A 12,990-nucleotide genomic window follows, 5' to 3' on the forward strand; every position below is an offset into this window, starting at 1 on the left:
CGGTTCCCGATTCCGGCCGGGAACGAGGCAGGATTGTGACCATGTCCAACACTCCCATGGCGGCGAGCCCGCTCACCCGGGCCGTGCTCGAGATCGACGAGTACGCCTCCGGCCTCGGCTGGGACCAGCCCGCCCGCCTCTTCGCCCTCGTAGACACCGCACGGCTGCGGACCCAGGAACCCGCGCTCGCCGCCCAGCTCGGTCTGGAGGACGCGCCCGAGACCACCGGTCTCACCCCGATCGAGCAGGACGAAGTGCCAACGGACAAGCCGCTCGACGAGTTCCTCGCGACGATCGCCTGGCCCGACGCCGTGGTCGGCTGCGCGCTGACCGTGGAGCGTCTGATGCTGCCCCCGTCCGCCGAGGCCCAGGTCCCGCAGGGGCTGAGCGGGGCGAAGCTGACGCGGTGGGTGGCCGATCACCCCGACCGCCAGGAGGTGCGGATGACGGTGGCGGTCCTGCGTGACGGCACCCGGGACTCGGCCCTGCGGCTGCGCGAGAAGGACTCCCCGACGGAGGTCCTCACCGGCTCGGAGCTGGTCCCGGGCCTCGCGGAGGCACTGTCGACGACGTTCGAGGAGTAGACCCCACGGCGTCGCCTCACGGCCCGGCGGCCTCCCGGCGGCGGCTCAGGAGGTGCCGGCCGTGCACTTCGGCAGGTCGGCGGTGTCGCCGCCGCGGATGTCCTCCAGGGCGCCCAGGGCGTCCTGGATGGTGTCGACCTTGACGAGCGTCAGCCCGCTCGGGGTGTCCTTGGCGGCGGACGCGCAGTTGTCGGCCGGTGTCAGGAAGTACCGGGCGCCCTTGTCGCGGGCGCCGACGGTCTTCAGCTGGATGCCGCCGATCGGGCCGACCTTGCCGTCGTCGTCGATGGTGCCGGTGCCGGCCACGAACTTCCCGCCGGTCAGACTGCCCGGGGTGAGCTTGTCGTAGATGCCGAGCGCGAACATCAGGCCGGCGCTCGGGCCGCCGACATCGGCGAGCTTGATGTCGATGGTGAACGGGAACGTGTGGTCGGTGCCGGCGGAGATCCCGACGACGGCCCGCTTCTCCGCACCGTCGTCGGAGGCCGCCGTCCTGATCGTGATCTTCTGCGTCCTGGTCGCCGTCCTCCGCGCCTTCTCGGCTGCGGCCTGCTCCTTCGCCGGCACGATGGTGAAGACGACGTCCTCGCCGGGCTTGTGCTTCGTCACCAGCTTCGCGACGTCGGAGGGGGCTTTCACCGCCGTACCGTCCACGTCCTTGATCACGTCTCCGGCGTGCAGCCGGCCCTCGGCGGGCGAGCCCTTCACGACGGTGGAGACGATCACCCAGGACTGCACCGGGACGTCCAGCTGCTTCAGGGCGGCGACCTTGGCGCTCTCCTGGGACTGGCTGAACTCCTCGGCGTTCTCCTGGGTGGACTGCTCCTCGGTCTTGCCGTCCGGGTAGAGCGTGTCGTGCGGGACGACCTTGTTGTCGTGCGCCAGCCAGCCGTAGACCGCCTCGACGAGGTTCATCCGGTAGTCGGCGCTGGTCACCCGCACGGTCGTCATGTTGAGGTGACCGTCGGTCGGGTAGGTCTTGCGCCCGGCGATCTGGAGCACCGGCTCACCGCCGTGTTCCCCGAGCGTGTTCACCGTCGGCCCCGGGGACATCTCCGCGTACGGCACGCGGATGAGTACTCCCGCGCAGAGGAGCGCGATCAGCATCAGGGTGGAGGCGAGCATCGTCGCGGTGCGGCGTGGCATGACTCGACAGTACGGGACGCCTCTGTCGGCGCACCGTCAGGGCCGCTGCCCGGGGCACGGACCTCAGGTGCCCGAGTGGGACTTCTCCATGGCGGCGCGGAAGCGGGCGTAACCGTCCAGCTCGGGGCCGTCACCGCGGGCTCTGCGGGTGCGGTTGGCCCAACTGCCCCACAGCCCCGCGCCGACCGCGGCGACCAGCGGAACCAGCAACCAGGCGAGCGCCCCCATGCCGACCTCCCAACCCCACGTGCGACTGCAGCTGACCGATCAGCAGATTAACCTTCCGCACGGACAACGCTCACGGCAGGGGCGGGGTTACGCAACCGGACGGGCGGCCTGTCCGGCAGCCCGTCCCCCGCCCTTCCGTCGCCCCTCGAGGAAGGCGCTACACGCCGACCCATTCCTCGGTGCCGTCGGAGAACCTCTGGTGCTTCCAGATGGGCACCTCGTGCTTGAGGTCGTCGATCAGCTTGCGGCAGGCCTCGAAGGCCTCGCCGCGGTGCGGACAGGACACGGCGACGACGACCGCGAGATCGCCGACCCTGAGGTCCCCCACCCGGTGCACGGCGGCGAGCGCCCGCACCGGGTACTCGGCGACCACCTTCTCCGCGATCCGCCGCATCTCCGCCTCCGCGCCGGGGTGGCTGGAGTATCCGAGACCGTCCACGTCGGCGCCGCCGTCGTGGTCGCGCACGGTTCCCACGAACAGCGCCGTCCCGCCGGCCGCGTCGTCCCCGACGGCCCGGAAGACCTCGTCCAGGGACAGCGCGCCGTCCCGGATCGCGATCAGCTTGACGGGATCCTGCGCGGTCCGCTCACCGGGATGCTCGTTGCTGGGTGCCATGGGTCCATCGTGCCGCACCCCCGGGACGGGGGGAACAGCGGAATCACCCGGTACGCGCGCGCAAGGCTCAAAGCCTCCTCCGTCCAGGAGGGTCCCCGCCCATCCGCCGGGCCCCTCGCCGGGAGGGCCGGGAGGGGCAGGGGCGGCGGGGGCGGTGAGGGGCAGCCTCCTGGAGGGCCGGCGCGCTCCGGCCGGCGCGACCGCTACCGCCGCCGCGCCTTGCGCGCCCGGCGCACCACGGCGGCGGCGCCGAGCAGGGCCACGGTCGCCCCCGCGGCCCCCGCGGCCGTCGCGTCCTTGCGGCCCAGTCGCCGCCCGGCCACGGTGTGCCGCCCGGAGACCTCCTCCAGCAGCTCCGCCAGCACCTCCTCGTTGGTCCAGCGGGGCCGCCACCCGGCGTCGTGCAGCCGGCTCCCGCTCACCACCCACGGGTACATCGTGTACGCCAGGTCCCCCGCCGGGGACGGCGTGAGCCCGATCCGGTGCAGCCGGGCCGCCGCGCCGAGCGCCACCGCCGACGGCAGCTCCATCCGCCGGATCCCGCTCAGCTCCTCGACCTCCTCCTGCTCCAGCCATCCGTCGCAGCCGACGGCGAGTTCCCCGTCGACCTTCTCCAGGACGGCGTACTCCAGCGCCCCGCACAGGTCCTCCACGTGGCAGAACTGCCAGACCGGCCGCGATCCGGCGACGACCAGCAGCCGGGGCGACTCGAAGTACCGGGTCAGCGCGGTGTCCGTACCGCCCACCAGCACCGCCGGCCGGACCACGGTGACGTTGAGACCCGGATGCGCGCGGGGGGCGCGGCGGGCGAGCCGCTCGATCTCCAGGAGGTCCCCGACGCCGGTCGCCTCCGCCGTGGCCTTGAGCTCCGCGTCCTCCGACAGCGGCAGCTCGTTGTCCGGCAGCGCGCCGTAGACCATCGCGGAGGTGCACAGGACCACGCGATGCACCCCGGCGGCCGCGGCGGCGGTCAGCACGGTCTGGGTCCCGCGCACGTTGTAGGCCGTTCGGGCGGCGGCTTCGCTCCCCAGGTCGAGATCGAGCGCCAGATGGACGACGACGTCCGCGCCGCGCAACTTCTCGGCGATCGCCGGGTCGCGCACGTCGAGGATGTGCCACTGCGCCGCGTCGCACTCGCCCCGCCGCTCGTCGACGGCGATGACCTGCTTGATCTCGTCGGACGCGGCGAGCCGCTCGGTCAGCAGCGCGCCCACCCCGGTCGCGGCGCCGGTCACGGCGACGACGGGGCCGCGCGGCCCGCCCGGGGGCGACGGGTTTCGCGCTGCGCGAACCTGCGGATCTGGGGAACTCACCAGGTGTCTCCAGCGGTTGTTTTCCATACGGGCGCGAGTGACGCGTTCGTACCAGGTGGCATCCATCCTGCCGCAGGCCGCGAGTCGGCGGAGCACCGAGGCCCGATCGAGCCCGGGTGTCTACGCTGGGTGGTGTTGCAGGGCAGCCGCGCCGCCGGACCAGAACCGGTGGCCTTACCAGCCGAGGAACCCCGTGAGTGACACCCCATTCGGATTCGGCCTTCCGCCGGAGGAGCCGGACGACGGCGACGAGGGCAAGAAGAAGGACCCGCAGGGCGGCGGTGGTCAGGGACCGGCCAACCCGTTCGGCTTCAGCGGGCTGCCCGGTGCCGGAGGCTTCGGCGGCCCGGGCGCGGACAATCCCCTCGCCGCCATGTTCGGCTCGCTGAACCCCACCGACCTGGGCGCCGCGTTCCAGCAGCTGGGCCAGATGCTCTCCTACGAGGGCGGCCCGGTGAACTGGGACATGGCCAAGCAGATCGCCCGCCAGACGGTCTCCCAGGGCACCGCGGAGGGCGTCAAGGACGCGAGCGTCGGCCCCGCCGAGCGGACCGCCGTGCAGGAGGCCGTCCGCCTGGCCGACCTGTGGCTGGACGACGCGACCTCGCTGCCGTCCGGCGCCGGCTCCGCCGTGGCGTGGTCGCGCGCCGAGTGGGTCGAGGCGACGCTGCCCGCGTGGAAGGAGCTCGTCGACCCGGTCGCCGAGCGGGTCGGCGCGGCCATGGGCGATGTCCTGCCGGAGGAGATGCAGGCCATGGCCGGCCCGCTGATCGGCATGATGCGCTCGATGGGCGGCGCCATGTTCGGCTCGCAGATCGGGCAGGCCGTCGGCGTGCTCGCGGGCGAGGTCGTCGGTTCGACCGACATCGGCCTGCCGCTCGGCCCGGCCGGCAAGGCCGCGCTGCTGCCGCTGAACATCGAGTCGTTCGGCAAGGACCTGGGCGTCCCGAAGGAGGAGGTGCGGCTCTACCTGGCCCTGCGCGAGGCCGCCCACCAGCGCCTGTTCGCGCACGTGCCGTGGCTGCGCTCGCACCTGTTCGGTGCGGTCGACGGCTACGCGCGCGGGATCAAGGTGGACACGGCGAAGCTGGAGGACGTGGTCGGGCAGTTCGACCCGCAGAACCCCGAGCAGCTTCAGGACGCCCTTCAGCAGGGCATGTTCCAGCCGGAGGACACTCCGGAGCAGAAGGCCGCCCTGGCCCGTCTGGAGACGGCTCTGGCGCTGGTGGAGGGCTGGGTCGACGCGGTGGTCCACGCGGCCGCCAAGCCGCGCCTGTCGTCCGCGGACGCGCTGCGCGAGACCCTGCGCCGCCGTCGTGCCTCGGGCGGTCCGGCGGAGCAGACCTTCGCGACGCTGATCGGGCTGGAGCTGCGCCCGCGGCGCCTGCGGGACGCCTCCCGGCTGTGGGCCTCGCTGACGGACGCGCGCGGTGTGGACGGCCGTGACGCGCTGTGGGCGCACCCGGACATGCTGCCGACGGCCGCCGACCTGGACGACCCGGACGGCTTCGTGCACCGCGAGCAGATGGACTTCTCCGAGTGGGACAAGATGCTCGGCGAGGCGGCGAGCGGCGGCACGGGTTCCGCTCCGGGCGCGGGTTCCGGTTCCGGGGAGAAGCCGCGCCTGAAGAAGGACGACGGCACCGACGACGGCAAGGGTGACGACACCGAGTGAGCCTGCACGACGACGCGGTTCTCGTGCTGAAGGCGTACGAGGGCCAGGACGAGTTGCGCCAGGAGTACCTCGACCACCTGGCGGCGCACCCGGACGCCCTGTGGAAGGCCTGCGGGGCCGGGCACCTGACGGCCAGCGCCCTGGTGATCGACCCGGAGCGGGGGCAGGTGCTGCTGACCCTGCACAGGAAGCTGCGGATGTGGCTCCAGATGGGCGGCCACTGCGAGCCGCAGGACGCCTCCCTGCCGGCGGCCGCTCTGCGCGAGGCCACCGAGGAGTCCGGCATCCCGGGCCTGACCCTGCTGCCCGGCGGCCCGGTCCGGCTGGACCGCCATCCGATCCCGGCCCCGTGCCACTGGCACTTCGACGTCCAGTACGCGGCCCTGGCCCCGTCCGGCGCCACCCAGGCCATCAGCGACGAGTCCCTCGACCTGCGCTGGTTCCCCTACGACGCGGTCGCGGAAGTGGCGGACGGGTCGGTCGTCCGCCTGCTGGAGGCGGCACGGACGCGCCTGTGAGGCGGAAGGCGTGAGGGGCGGCCCGCCAGGCGGTCGCCCCTCACGTCCGCCTTCCGGACGGTCAGCTCCAGGCGTTGCCCTGGTTCTGCGTCCGCACCCCCTGCTGGCCCATGCCGTACTGCGCGGCGAGGCCGGAGCCGATCTGGGCGTTCTGCGGCGGCAGCAGTTCACTCGGCTGGACGAGCGCGAAGCCGGTTCCCATGAAGCTCAGCTCCCAGCCCTCACCGGTGTTGCCGCGGCGCCGCCACACCCCGGAGGAGTGCGTCTGCGCCTGCATCTGCACCCGCAGCCCGGTGGACCAGGCGACGATGGCGTCCGCGTCGCAGTTGACGTACTTGTCGGGCGTGACCTGCATCATCAGGGGCGCGCCCGAGGTCATCAGGGCGACCCTGCCCCGGCCGGTGATGTTGAGCTGGTACTTCCCGGAACCGGAGATGCCGTAGAGGCTGTCCACGGCGACGACCTCGTGGTGCAGCGCGGAGTCCATGGCGAGGACGTAGCTGCTGTCGACGGTCAGCCCCTCGTGGTCGACCTCCACGACGTGGACGTGCTGGGCGAGGTTGGCGAGGTAGACGATGCCCTGCCCGTGGCAGCGCATCAGGTCCAGGCCCTCGCCGGTCCGCGCACGCGCGCGTGACTGGCTGTTGCTCTGGAACTCGGCGTCGAACTCGACGAGTCCCTGGTAGGCGACCATCGTGCCCTTACGGGCGAGGACGTCGTCGTGGCCTTCCAGGGCGACGCGGAGCATCTGCTTGTTCTGCAGGCTCCAGCGTTCCTGGGTCTGCTGGTCGTTGTAGGCGAAAAGCGGGCTCTGCATGGTGACTCTGGCTCCCCCTCAGCCCCGGACCCGAAGGCGGTCGGTGCTGTCCTCGCTGGGCTGGACGACGACGATGCCCTCTCCGGAGAAGGCCATCTGGTAGGCCTCGCCGCTGCCCCGGCCGATCAGCGACTGTGCCTTGAAGCTGCGCTTGCCCTTGACCTTGAGGTTCGGGGACCAGGCGACGAGCGCGTCCGGATCGACGTAGGTCTCGTTCTCGCCGCCGCCGCAGTCGACGACGATCGGCTTGCCCCGGGAGGTCAGCGCGACCCATCCCTGCCCGGAGATCCTGGTGTTCCACAGGCCCTGCCCGGCGAACTTCGCCATCCCCTTGACCCTCTCGACCCCCCAGGTGAGGTGGGCGTCGAAGGCGAGCAGGTTGGTGGCGTTGACGGAGATGCCGTCGCCGTTGAGGTTGATCACGACGACGTTCGCGCCGTAGTCGGCGAGGTAGAGCAGTCCGTCGCCGGAGCACTTCATCAGGGGCGCGCCCTCGCCGGTCATCCAGTCGCGCGCGATCTGGCGCACGGCCGGCGGGTTGGGCTCGTACTGGATGAAGCCCTCGTAGGCGACCATCGAGCCCACGCGCGCGAGGAGGTCGTTCCCGGTCTGGAGGGCCACCTTCAGCATGTGGTTGCCGTGGTTCTCCATGCGGGCGGTGACGGGTGCGGGGGCGTGGCCCGCGAGCGGCTGGTTCATGACGGGCTCCCTCAGACCTCGTACGGCTGGACGACGATGAAGTTGCCGGGAGCGGCCCGGAACTGGAGGTTCACGCTCTCTCCCGTGTCGCCCGGATAGGCGTTGCGGCGCATGCGCACCTGGCTGGAGACGACGACCTGGGCCGCGGCCGACCAGGCGACGACGGCGTTGCAGTCGGCGAAGGTCGTCGGCGTGACCGGCAGGACGACGGGCGTGCCGTGCGTCTTGACGACGATGGTGCCGGTGCCCGTGAACTGCATGGTGAAGAGGGCGCCGCCGGGAATGCCGTGCCCCTCGATGCGGCGCACCTCGTACTGGAGGCTCTCGTCGAAGGCGAGGACGTTCTCCGCGGAGACGCAGATGCCGTCGCCCTGGAGCTCGATGGGGTGCAGCATCGTGGCGTCCTCGGCGAGGAACACCTGTCCCTGGCCGGTGCAGCGCATCAGCTGCATCTCCTGACCGGTCGTGTTGCCGACGATCCGGCCGGCGAAACCGGCGCCCTTGTAGCTGAAGTCGACCTTGCCCTGGTAGAGCACCATGCTGCCCTGCCGGGCCAGCACGGGCTGACCGCCGACACCGAGGTCGACGCGGATCAGCTTCCGGTTCTGCTGCGTCCAGCGCTGTCCGGTCGGCGTCTCCTTGAACTGCTGGAGGGCCGCGGTCACACCGGCGCCGCCCTGGGGCACACCCTGCGGCACGCCGTAGGACTGCTGGCCCGGCACCTGGCCGAACACCGGCTGCTGTCCGTAGCCGGGCGGCGGGGTCGGCTGCCCGTAGCCGGGCGGCGTGGGGACCTGCGGCGCGTGCGGCTGGCCGTAACCGGGGGGCGGCGGGGCGGTCGGCGCGCCGGGCTGACCGTACGGCTGCTGCGGCGGCTGCGGCGGCTGCTGGCCGTACGGCGCGGGGGCCGGGGCCGGCGGCGGGACCGGTACTCCGCCGGGCGGGGTCATGGGCGCGACGATCGTCGGTGCGGCGTGCACCGGCGGCTGGGGCGCGGCCGGCGGGGCGAAGCCCTGGGCCGCGGGCTGCGGCTGCTGCGGGGCGGGGGCCGGCGCGGGGGCGGACGGCGCGCCGAATGCGGGCGGCGCGGACGCCTGGGCGGGCGGGGCGAAACCGGGAGCGGCACCGGACTGCGGCTGGGGCGCGGCGGGCGCCTCCTCCTCGGCGACCTCGCCGCCGAAGTTCTTCAGCAGTGCTTCCAGACCTCCGTCGAAGCCCTGCCCGACGGCCGCGAAGCGCCACACGTCCTTCAGGTAGAAGTCGCCCAGCATCACGGCGCGCTCGGTGGAGAACTCCGAGCCGTCGAAGGAGTAGCGGGCCACCTCTTCGCCGCCCGCGACGATCCGCAGGTAGCCGGGGGCGATCTGCGACATCTGGCCGGCGCCGTCGAGGGTCGCGGTGAAGGACAGCTTCCGGATCTGCGGGGGGATCCGGTCCAGAGTGACGCGGAAGGACTCCGTGTCGCCCGCCTGGGTGCCCAGGAGCTGGACCGACTCCTCGGGGGTCTTCGGCTGGTTGAAGAAGACGAAGTACCGGTCGTCCGAGAGCCGCTCGTCGGCGTCGAGACCGAAGCAGCTGATGTCGAAGGACAGGCCGGGACCGGAGATCTGCACGCCTACGTACAGATCAGTGCCCGCGGTGAGGTCACTGATCCTGGCCTTGTGGCCGCGTTGGAATTCCCTGGACATGCGTAACGACCGTCCCCCATCCCGATTGCGAGTGCGTCGCGTCAGGCTAACCGCAAACCCGGAGATCGGACGATGTCGGTACAGACCCGGTACACAACCCGCGCGGGACGACGCCGGACGTCACACCCGCGAAGGCTCACTCCCCGCGGGTTCCGGGCGGGTGGGGCAGGCGCCCGGCCGCGACCACCCCTTCCAGGTAGCCGCGGGCCCGCTCGGTGCGCGGGTACGCCTCCAGCAGCTGCCAGAAGTCGGGGCCGTGGCCGGGCACCAGCAGGTGCGCCAGCTCGTGCAGGAGCACGTAGTCGACGACGTACTCCGGCATGCCCTTGAGACGGTGCGACAGGCGGATGCTGCCCTCGGCCGGGGTGCACGAGCCCCAGCGGGTGTTCTGGTTGGTGACCCAGCGCACCGTGGCGGGCCGGGCCCGGCCCGCGAAGTACTGGGCCGACAGCCGCTCGGCGCGTTCGGCCAGCTCGGCGTCGCCGGGGGCGCGCCGGCGGCTCTCCTGGGCGGCGAGCTTGTCGAGCATGACGCTCACCCAGCGTTGCTCCTCGGCCTCGGACATCCGGGCGGGGATGAGCACGACGGTGCGATCGCCCTCGCGGTAGGCGGAGACGGTCCGGCGTCGACGGGCACTCCTGCGGACTTCGATCGCGCTCGCCCACGAGCCGCTCGGCGGCTGGCTCGTCGTGCTGCGCTGTGGCGTTCCGGCGCGGTGCGGTGGGTCGGCGGGCACGCCCCGACGTTACCCGCTGCGCACGCGGGAAGTCCCGACTCCGGGACGGTTCGGCTTCGATCCCGCGCCTCACTTTTGCCTCATATGACGGATTCATACGATGAATCCCGTTCCCTGTGGACAACTTTCTGCACCCTCCTCCGCCGCCGGGCATGCTGGCGGTCGTCGGCACAGCCGGGTCGCTCCACGCGGCCACGCTCCGCCGGCGTACGGGGAGATTCCAGGCGGACGGGGCCTTCGATGCATCCGATGGTGAAGCCCGCGCTGCGGCGCGGCTGGCGTGACCTGAACACCGTGCAGTTCGGGCTGGCCCCGGCGCACGCGCTGACACTCGGCCCGGTGGACACGGCGACGGGCAGTTTCCTGGACCTGCTGGACGGCACCCGCGGGCTCCCTCTGCTACGTGAGGAGGGGCGCCGGATGGATCTGCCGGACGGACACGTGGATCAGCTGGTGCGACGGCTGGCGGGGGCCGGGCTGCTCGACGACGCGCGCGGGGGCGGGACGGAGGGGGCCACACTACGGGAGAAGAAGGACGTGATGGAGCGGCTGCGCCCGGACCTGGCGTCGCTGTCGCTGACCACGTCGGAGCCGGGCGAGGCCATCGAGCACCTGGCCGCCAGGCGTCGGCTGCGCGTGCAGGTACGGGGTGCGGGCCGGGTGGGCGCCGTGGTGGCCTCGCTGCTCTCGGGCGCCGGGGTCGGTGAGGTGGACGTGCGCGACGGCGGCGTGGTGGAGGCGGGGGACGTCGCCCCGGGCGGGCTGCCCGCCGAGGCGGTCGGCGAGCGCCGGGACGAGTCCGCCCGTCGTGCGGTGCGCCGGGCCGCGCCGGACAGGCCGCCCCGCAGGAGCGCCGGCTCACCTGCCGGGACGGACGTGCCCGGTTTCTCCCTGGTGATCCTCGCCCCGAGGGACGACGTGTCCGTGCACGCTCCGGCTCCGTCCGGGACGGAGTCCCTGATCGCCTCGGGCACACCGCATCTCCACGCCGGGGTGGTGGAGGCGACCGGAGCGGTGGGCCCGCTCGTCCTGCCCGGCGAGACGGCCTGCGCGGGGTGCCTGCACCAGACGCGTACCGACCGGGACCCGGCCTGGCCCCGACTCGTCGCGCAGTGGCACTCCGGGACGCGGCGCGCCGTCCGCGCCTGCGACCTGACGCTGGCCACCACGGTCGCCGGGCTGGCGGCGGCACATGCGCTGGCCTTCCTCGACGGCTCGCTCCCGTCCAGCGCGGGCGCACGCTGGGAGGTGTCCGTGCCGGCCCTCCAGTGGCATGCGCGACCGGTGTGGGCGCACCCCGCATGCCCGTGCGGAGCGGCGGAGAAAGGTAATGCGGAACACACCTTCTCCAAGGACGCGGAGTCGCGCGCGACAATGACGGAGCAACGGCATTCGAAGGAGTTACGCCGTACGGCAGACGCGGCGCGGCTTTCTGGGACCTGGAGGGCGCATGTCTGATCTTCCCCGGAAGGCGGTCACCCGGACCGCCAAGCTCGCCGCGCTCCCGCTCGGCATCGCGGGCCGGGCCACCTGGGGCCTGGGCAAGAGGATCGTGGGCGAGTCCGCGGAGATCGTCGGCCGTGAACTGCAGCAACGCACCGCGGAGCAGCTGTTCAAGGTCCTGGGCGAGTTGAAGGGCGGTGCGATGAAGTTCGGACAGGCCCTGTCCGTCTTCGAGTCCGCCCTGCCCGAGGAGGTCGCCGGCCCCTACCGCGCGGCCCTCACCAAACTCCAGGAGGCGGCACCGCCCATGCCGACCCGCACGGTGCACTCCGTGCTCGCGGAGCGGCTCGGCGAGGACTGGCCCGAACTGTTCCTCACGTTCGACGACAAGCCCGCCGCGGCCGCCTCGATCGGCCAGGTGCACCGTGCGGTGTGGCACGACGGACGGGAGGTGGCGGTCAAGGTCCAGTACCCCGGCGCCGGCGAGGCCCTGCTCTCGGACCTGAACCAACTGAGTCGTTTCGCCAAGCTGCTGGGGCCCCTCATCCCCGGCATGGACGTCAAGCCGCTGATCGTCGAGCTGCGGGACCGCGTCTCGGAGGAGCTGGACTACGGGCTGGAGGCACAGGCCCAGCAGGCCCACGCCGAGGAGTTCGCCGACGATCCCGATGTCGTGGTCCCGGCGGTGGTCCACCAGTGCGACCAGGTCCTCGTCACGGAGTGGATCGACGGCGTCCCCCTGTCGGAGGTGATCTCCGCCGGCACCCCCGAGCAGCGCGACCGCGCCGGCCAGCTGCTGTCGCGCTTCCTCTTCTCCGGGCCGGCCCGCACCGGCCTGTTGCACGCCGACCCGCACCCCGGCAACTTCCGCCTCGTGCCCGGCGGCCCACAGGGCGAGAACGACTGGCGCCTGGGCGTCCTGGACTTCGGCACCGTCGACCGGCTCCCGGGCGGTCTGCCCGAGACGATCGGCACCTCCCTGCGCATGACCCTCGACGGCGAGGCGGGAGCGGTCTACGAGCAGCTGCGCGAGGAGGGCTTCGTCAAGGAGTCCATCGCGCTGGAACCCGACGCCGTCCTCGACTACCTCCTGCCGATCATCGAACCGGCGGTGGTCGAAGAGTTCACGTTCACACGCGACTGGATGCGCAGCCAGGCGGCCCGGATCGCCGACCCGCGCTCTCCCGCCTACCAGCTGGGCAGGCAGCTCAATCTCCCTCCGGCCTACCTGCTGATCCACCGGGTGACGCTCAGCACGATCGGCGTACTGTGCCAGCTCGGCGCGACGGTGCGTCTGCGAGAGGAACTGGAGGAGTGGCTTCCGGGATTCGTCGCCGACGAGGACCCGGAGACGGAGAAGTCGATCGCCGAGGCGTGAGCGGCCGCCGGGACGGCGGACCGCACGGCCGAGCCGGCCGCCCCGCTCCTCACCACCGCGTCACCGGCATCCGTGGCTCAACGCGCCGCGGGGGCCGGTCCGTTCGGACGGACCGACCCCCGCGGGGAGAGCTTCGCCTCCCCTGTCGG

The 12,990-nt window shown here is 72.5% G+C and carries 13 protein-coding genes; 5 read left to right on the forward strand and 8 right to left on the reverse strand.

Going from position 1 to position 12,990, the window contains the following annotated elements; genetic code table 11:
• Positions 1 to 41: 41 nt before the first annotated feature.
• Positions 42 to 584 (forward strand): PPA1309 family protein, encoded by a 543-nt coding sequence (locus tag ACZ5FU_RS02450; protein WP_451525471.1) that lies wholly within the window; start codon positions 42 to 44, stop codon positions 582 to 584.
• 45 nt (positions 585 to 629) lie between these two features.
• Here ACZ5FU_RS02450 and ACZ5FU_RS02455 read toward each other — a convergent pair whose 3' ends face one another.
• The 4 genes from ACZ5FU_RS02455 to ACZ5FU_RS02470 all read right to left on the reverse strand — a co-directional run bounded on the left by ACZ5FU_RS02455 (position 630) and on the right by ACZ5FU_RS02470 (position 3,887).
• Positions 630 to 1,730 (reverse strand): YlbL family protein, encoded by a 1,101-nt coding sequence (locus ACZ5FU_RS02455; RefSeq protein ID WP_451775447.1) that lies wholly within the window; start codon positions 1,728 to 1,730, stop codon positions 630 to 632.
• 63 nt (positions 1,731 to 1,793) lie between these two features.
• Positions 1,794 to 1,958, reverse strand: a complete 165-nt coding sequence (locus tag ACZ5FU_RS02460; RefSeq protein ID WP_451525469.1) for a hypothetical protein — start codon at positions 1,956 to 1,958, stop codon at positions 1,794 to 1,796.
• A gap of 157 nt (positions 1,959 to 2,115) precedes the next feature.
• The gene (locus tag ACZ5FU_RS02465) at positions 2,116 to 2,574 is read right to left on the reverse strand and encodes a molybdenum cofactor biosynthesis protein MoaE (RefSeq protein ID WP_451525468.1); all 459 of its coding nucleotides are present in this window, start codon (positions 2,572 to 2,574) and stop codon (positions 2,116 to 2,118) included.
• Between the two features lie 203 nt (positions 2,575 to 2,777).
• Positions 2,778 to 3,887, reverse strand: a complete 1,110-nt coding sequence (locus ACZ5FU_RS02470; protein ID WP_469044263.1) for an SDR family oxidoreductase — start codon at positions 3,885 to 3,887, stop codon at positions 2,778 to 2,780.
• 193 nt (positions 3,888 to 4,080) lie between these two features.
• Here ACZ5FU_RS02470 and ACZ5FU_RS02475 point away from each other — a divergent pair, with 193 nt between their 5' ends.
• Both ACZ5FU_RS02475 and ACZ5FU_RS02480 read left to right on the forward strand, forming a co-directional pair.
• Entirely contained in the window at positions 4,081 to 5,562 is a 1,482-nt protein-coding gene (locus ACZ5FU_RS02475; RefSeq protein WP_451775446.1) for a zinc-dependent metalloprotease, read from the forward strand.
• Positions 5,559 to 6,080 carry an NUDIX hydrolase gene (locus ACZ5FU_RS02480; RefSeq protein WP_451525465.1) on the forward strand — a complete coding sequence of 174 codons (522 nt, stop codon included), beginning with the start codon at positions 5,559 to 5,561 and terminating at the stop codon, positions 6,078 to 6,080. The genes ACZ5FU_RS02475 and ACZ5FU_RS02480 overlap by 4 nt, the downstream gene beginning before the upstream one ends.
• A gap of 61 nt (positions 6,081 to 6,141) precedes the next feature.
• Here ACZ5FU_RS02480 and ACZ5FU_RS02485 read toward each other — a convergent pair whose 3' ends face one another.
• From ACZ5FU_RS02485 to ACZ5FU_RS02500, 4 genes are all read right to left on the reverse strand, one after another.
• Positions 6,142 to 6,897, reverse strand: coding sequence for an AIM24 family protein (locus tag ACZ5FU_RS02485; protein ID WP_451525464.1), 756 nt, complete (start codon positions 6,895 to 6,897; stop codon positions 6,142 to 6,144).
• Positions 6,898 to 6,915: 18 nt separating this feature from the next.
• Entirely contained in the window at positions 6,916 to 7,596 is a 681-nt protein-coding gene (locus ACZ5FU_RS02490; RefSeq protein WP_392240808.1) for an AIM24 family protein, read from the reverse strand.
• 11 nt (positions 7,597 to 7,607) lie between these two features.
• Positions 7,608 to 9,284, reverse strand: a complete 1,677-nt coding sequence (locus tag ACZ5FU_RS02495; RefSeq protein ID WP_469044265.1) for a TerD family protein — start codon at positions 9,282 to 9,284, stop codon at positions 7,608 to 7,610.
• 136 nt (positions 9,285 to 9,420) lie between these two features.
• Positions 9,421 to 10,020, reverse strand: a complete 600-nt coding sequence (locus ACZ5FU_RS02500) for a M48 metallopeptidase family protein (RefSeq protein ID WP_451525462.1) — start codon at positions 10,018 to 10,020, stop codon at positions 9,421 to 9,423.
• A gap of 240 nt (positions 10,021 to 10,260) precedes the next feature.
• Here ACZ5FU_RS02500 and ACZ5FU_RS02505 point away from each other — a divergent pair, with 240 nt between their 5' ends.
• Both ACZ5FU_RS02505 and ACZ5FU_RS02510 read left to right on the forward strand, forming a co-directional pair.
• Entirely contained in the window at positions 10,261 to 11,478 is a 1,218-nt protein-coding gene (locus tag ACZ5FU_RS02505; RefSeq protein WP_451525461.1) for a TOMM precursor leader peptide-binding protein, read from the forward strand.
• A complete protein-coding gene (locus tag ACZ5FU_RS02510; protein ID WP_468642304.1) occupies positions 11,471 to 12,841 on the forward strand; it encodes an ABC1 kinase family protein in 1,371 nt (456 codons plus the stop codon). The genes ACZ5FU_RS02505 and ACZ5FU_RS02510 overlap by 8 nt, the downstream gene beginning before the upstream one ends.
• Positions 12,842 to 12,990: the final 149 nt, after the last annotated feature.

This window comes from Streptomyces sp. NPDC031554 (assembly GCF_055580685.1).

Bases quoted from the DNA above. Each gene is read 5' to 3' on its own strand.
- ACZ5FU_RS02450 (WP_451525471.1), top strand. From the start codon at position 42: ATGTCCAACACTCCCATGGCGGCGAGCCCGCTCACCCGGGCCGTGCTC.
- ACZ5FU_RS02455 (WP_451775447.1), bottom strand. From the start codon at position 1,730: ATGCCACGCCGCACCGCGACGATGCTCGCCTCCACCCTGATGCTGATC.
- ACZ5FU_RS02460 (WP_451525469.1), bottom strand. From the start codon at position 1,958: ATGGGGGCGCTCGCCTGGTTGCTGGTTCCGCTGGTCGCCGCGGTCGGC.
- ACZ5FU_RS02465 (WP_451525468.1), bottom strand. From the start codon at position 2,574: ATGGCACCCAGCAACGAGCATCCCGGTGAGCGGACCGCGCAGGATCCC.
- ACZ5FU_RS02485 (WP_451525464.1), bottom strand. From the start codon at position 6,897: ATGCAGAGCCCGCTTTTCGCCTACAACGACCAGCAGACCCAGGAACGC.
- ACZ5FU_RS02490 (WP_392240808.1), bottom strand. From the start codon at position 7,596: ATGAACCAGCCGCTCGCGGGCCACGCCCCCGCACCCGTCACCGCCCGC.
- ACZ5FU_RS02495 (WP_469044265.1), bottom strand. From the start codon at position 9,284: ATGTCCAGGGAATTCCAACGCGGCCACAAGGCCAGGATCAGTGACCTC.
- ACZ5FU_RS02505 (WP_451525461.1), top strand. From the start codon at position 10,261: ATGCATCCGATGGTGAAGCCCGCGCTGCGGCGCGGCTGGCGTGACCTG.
- ACZ5FU_RS02510 (WP_468642304.1), top strand. From the start codon at position 11,471: ATGTCTGATCTTCCCCGGAAGGCGGTCACCCGGACCGCCAAGCTCGCC.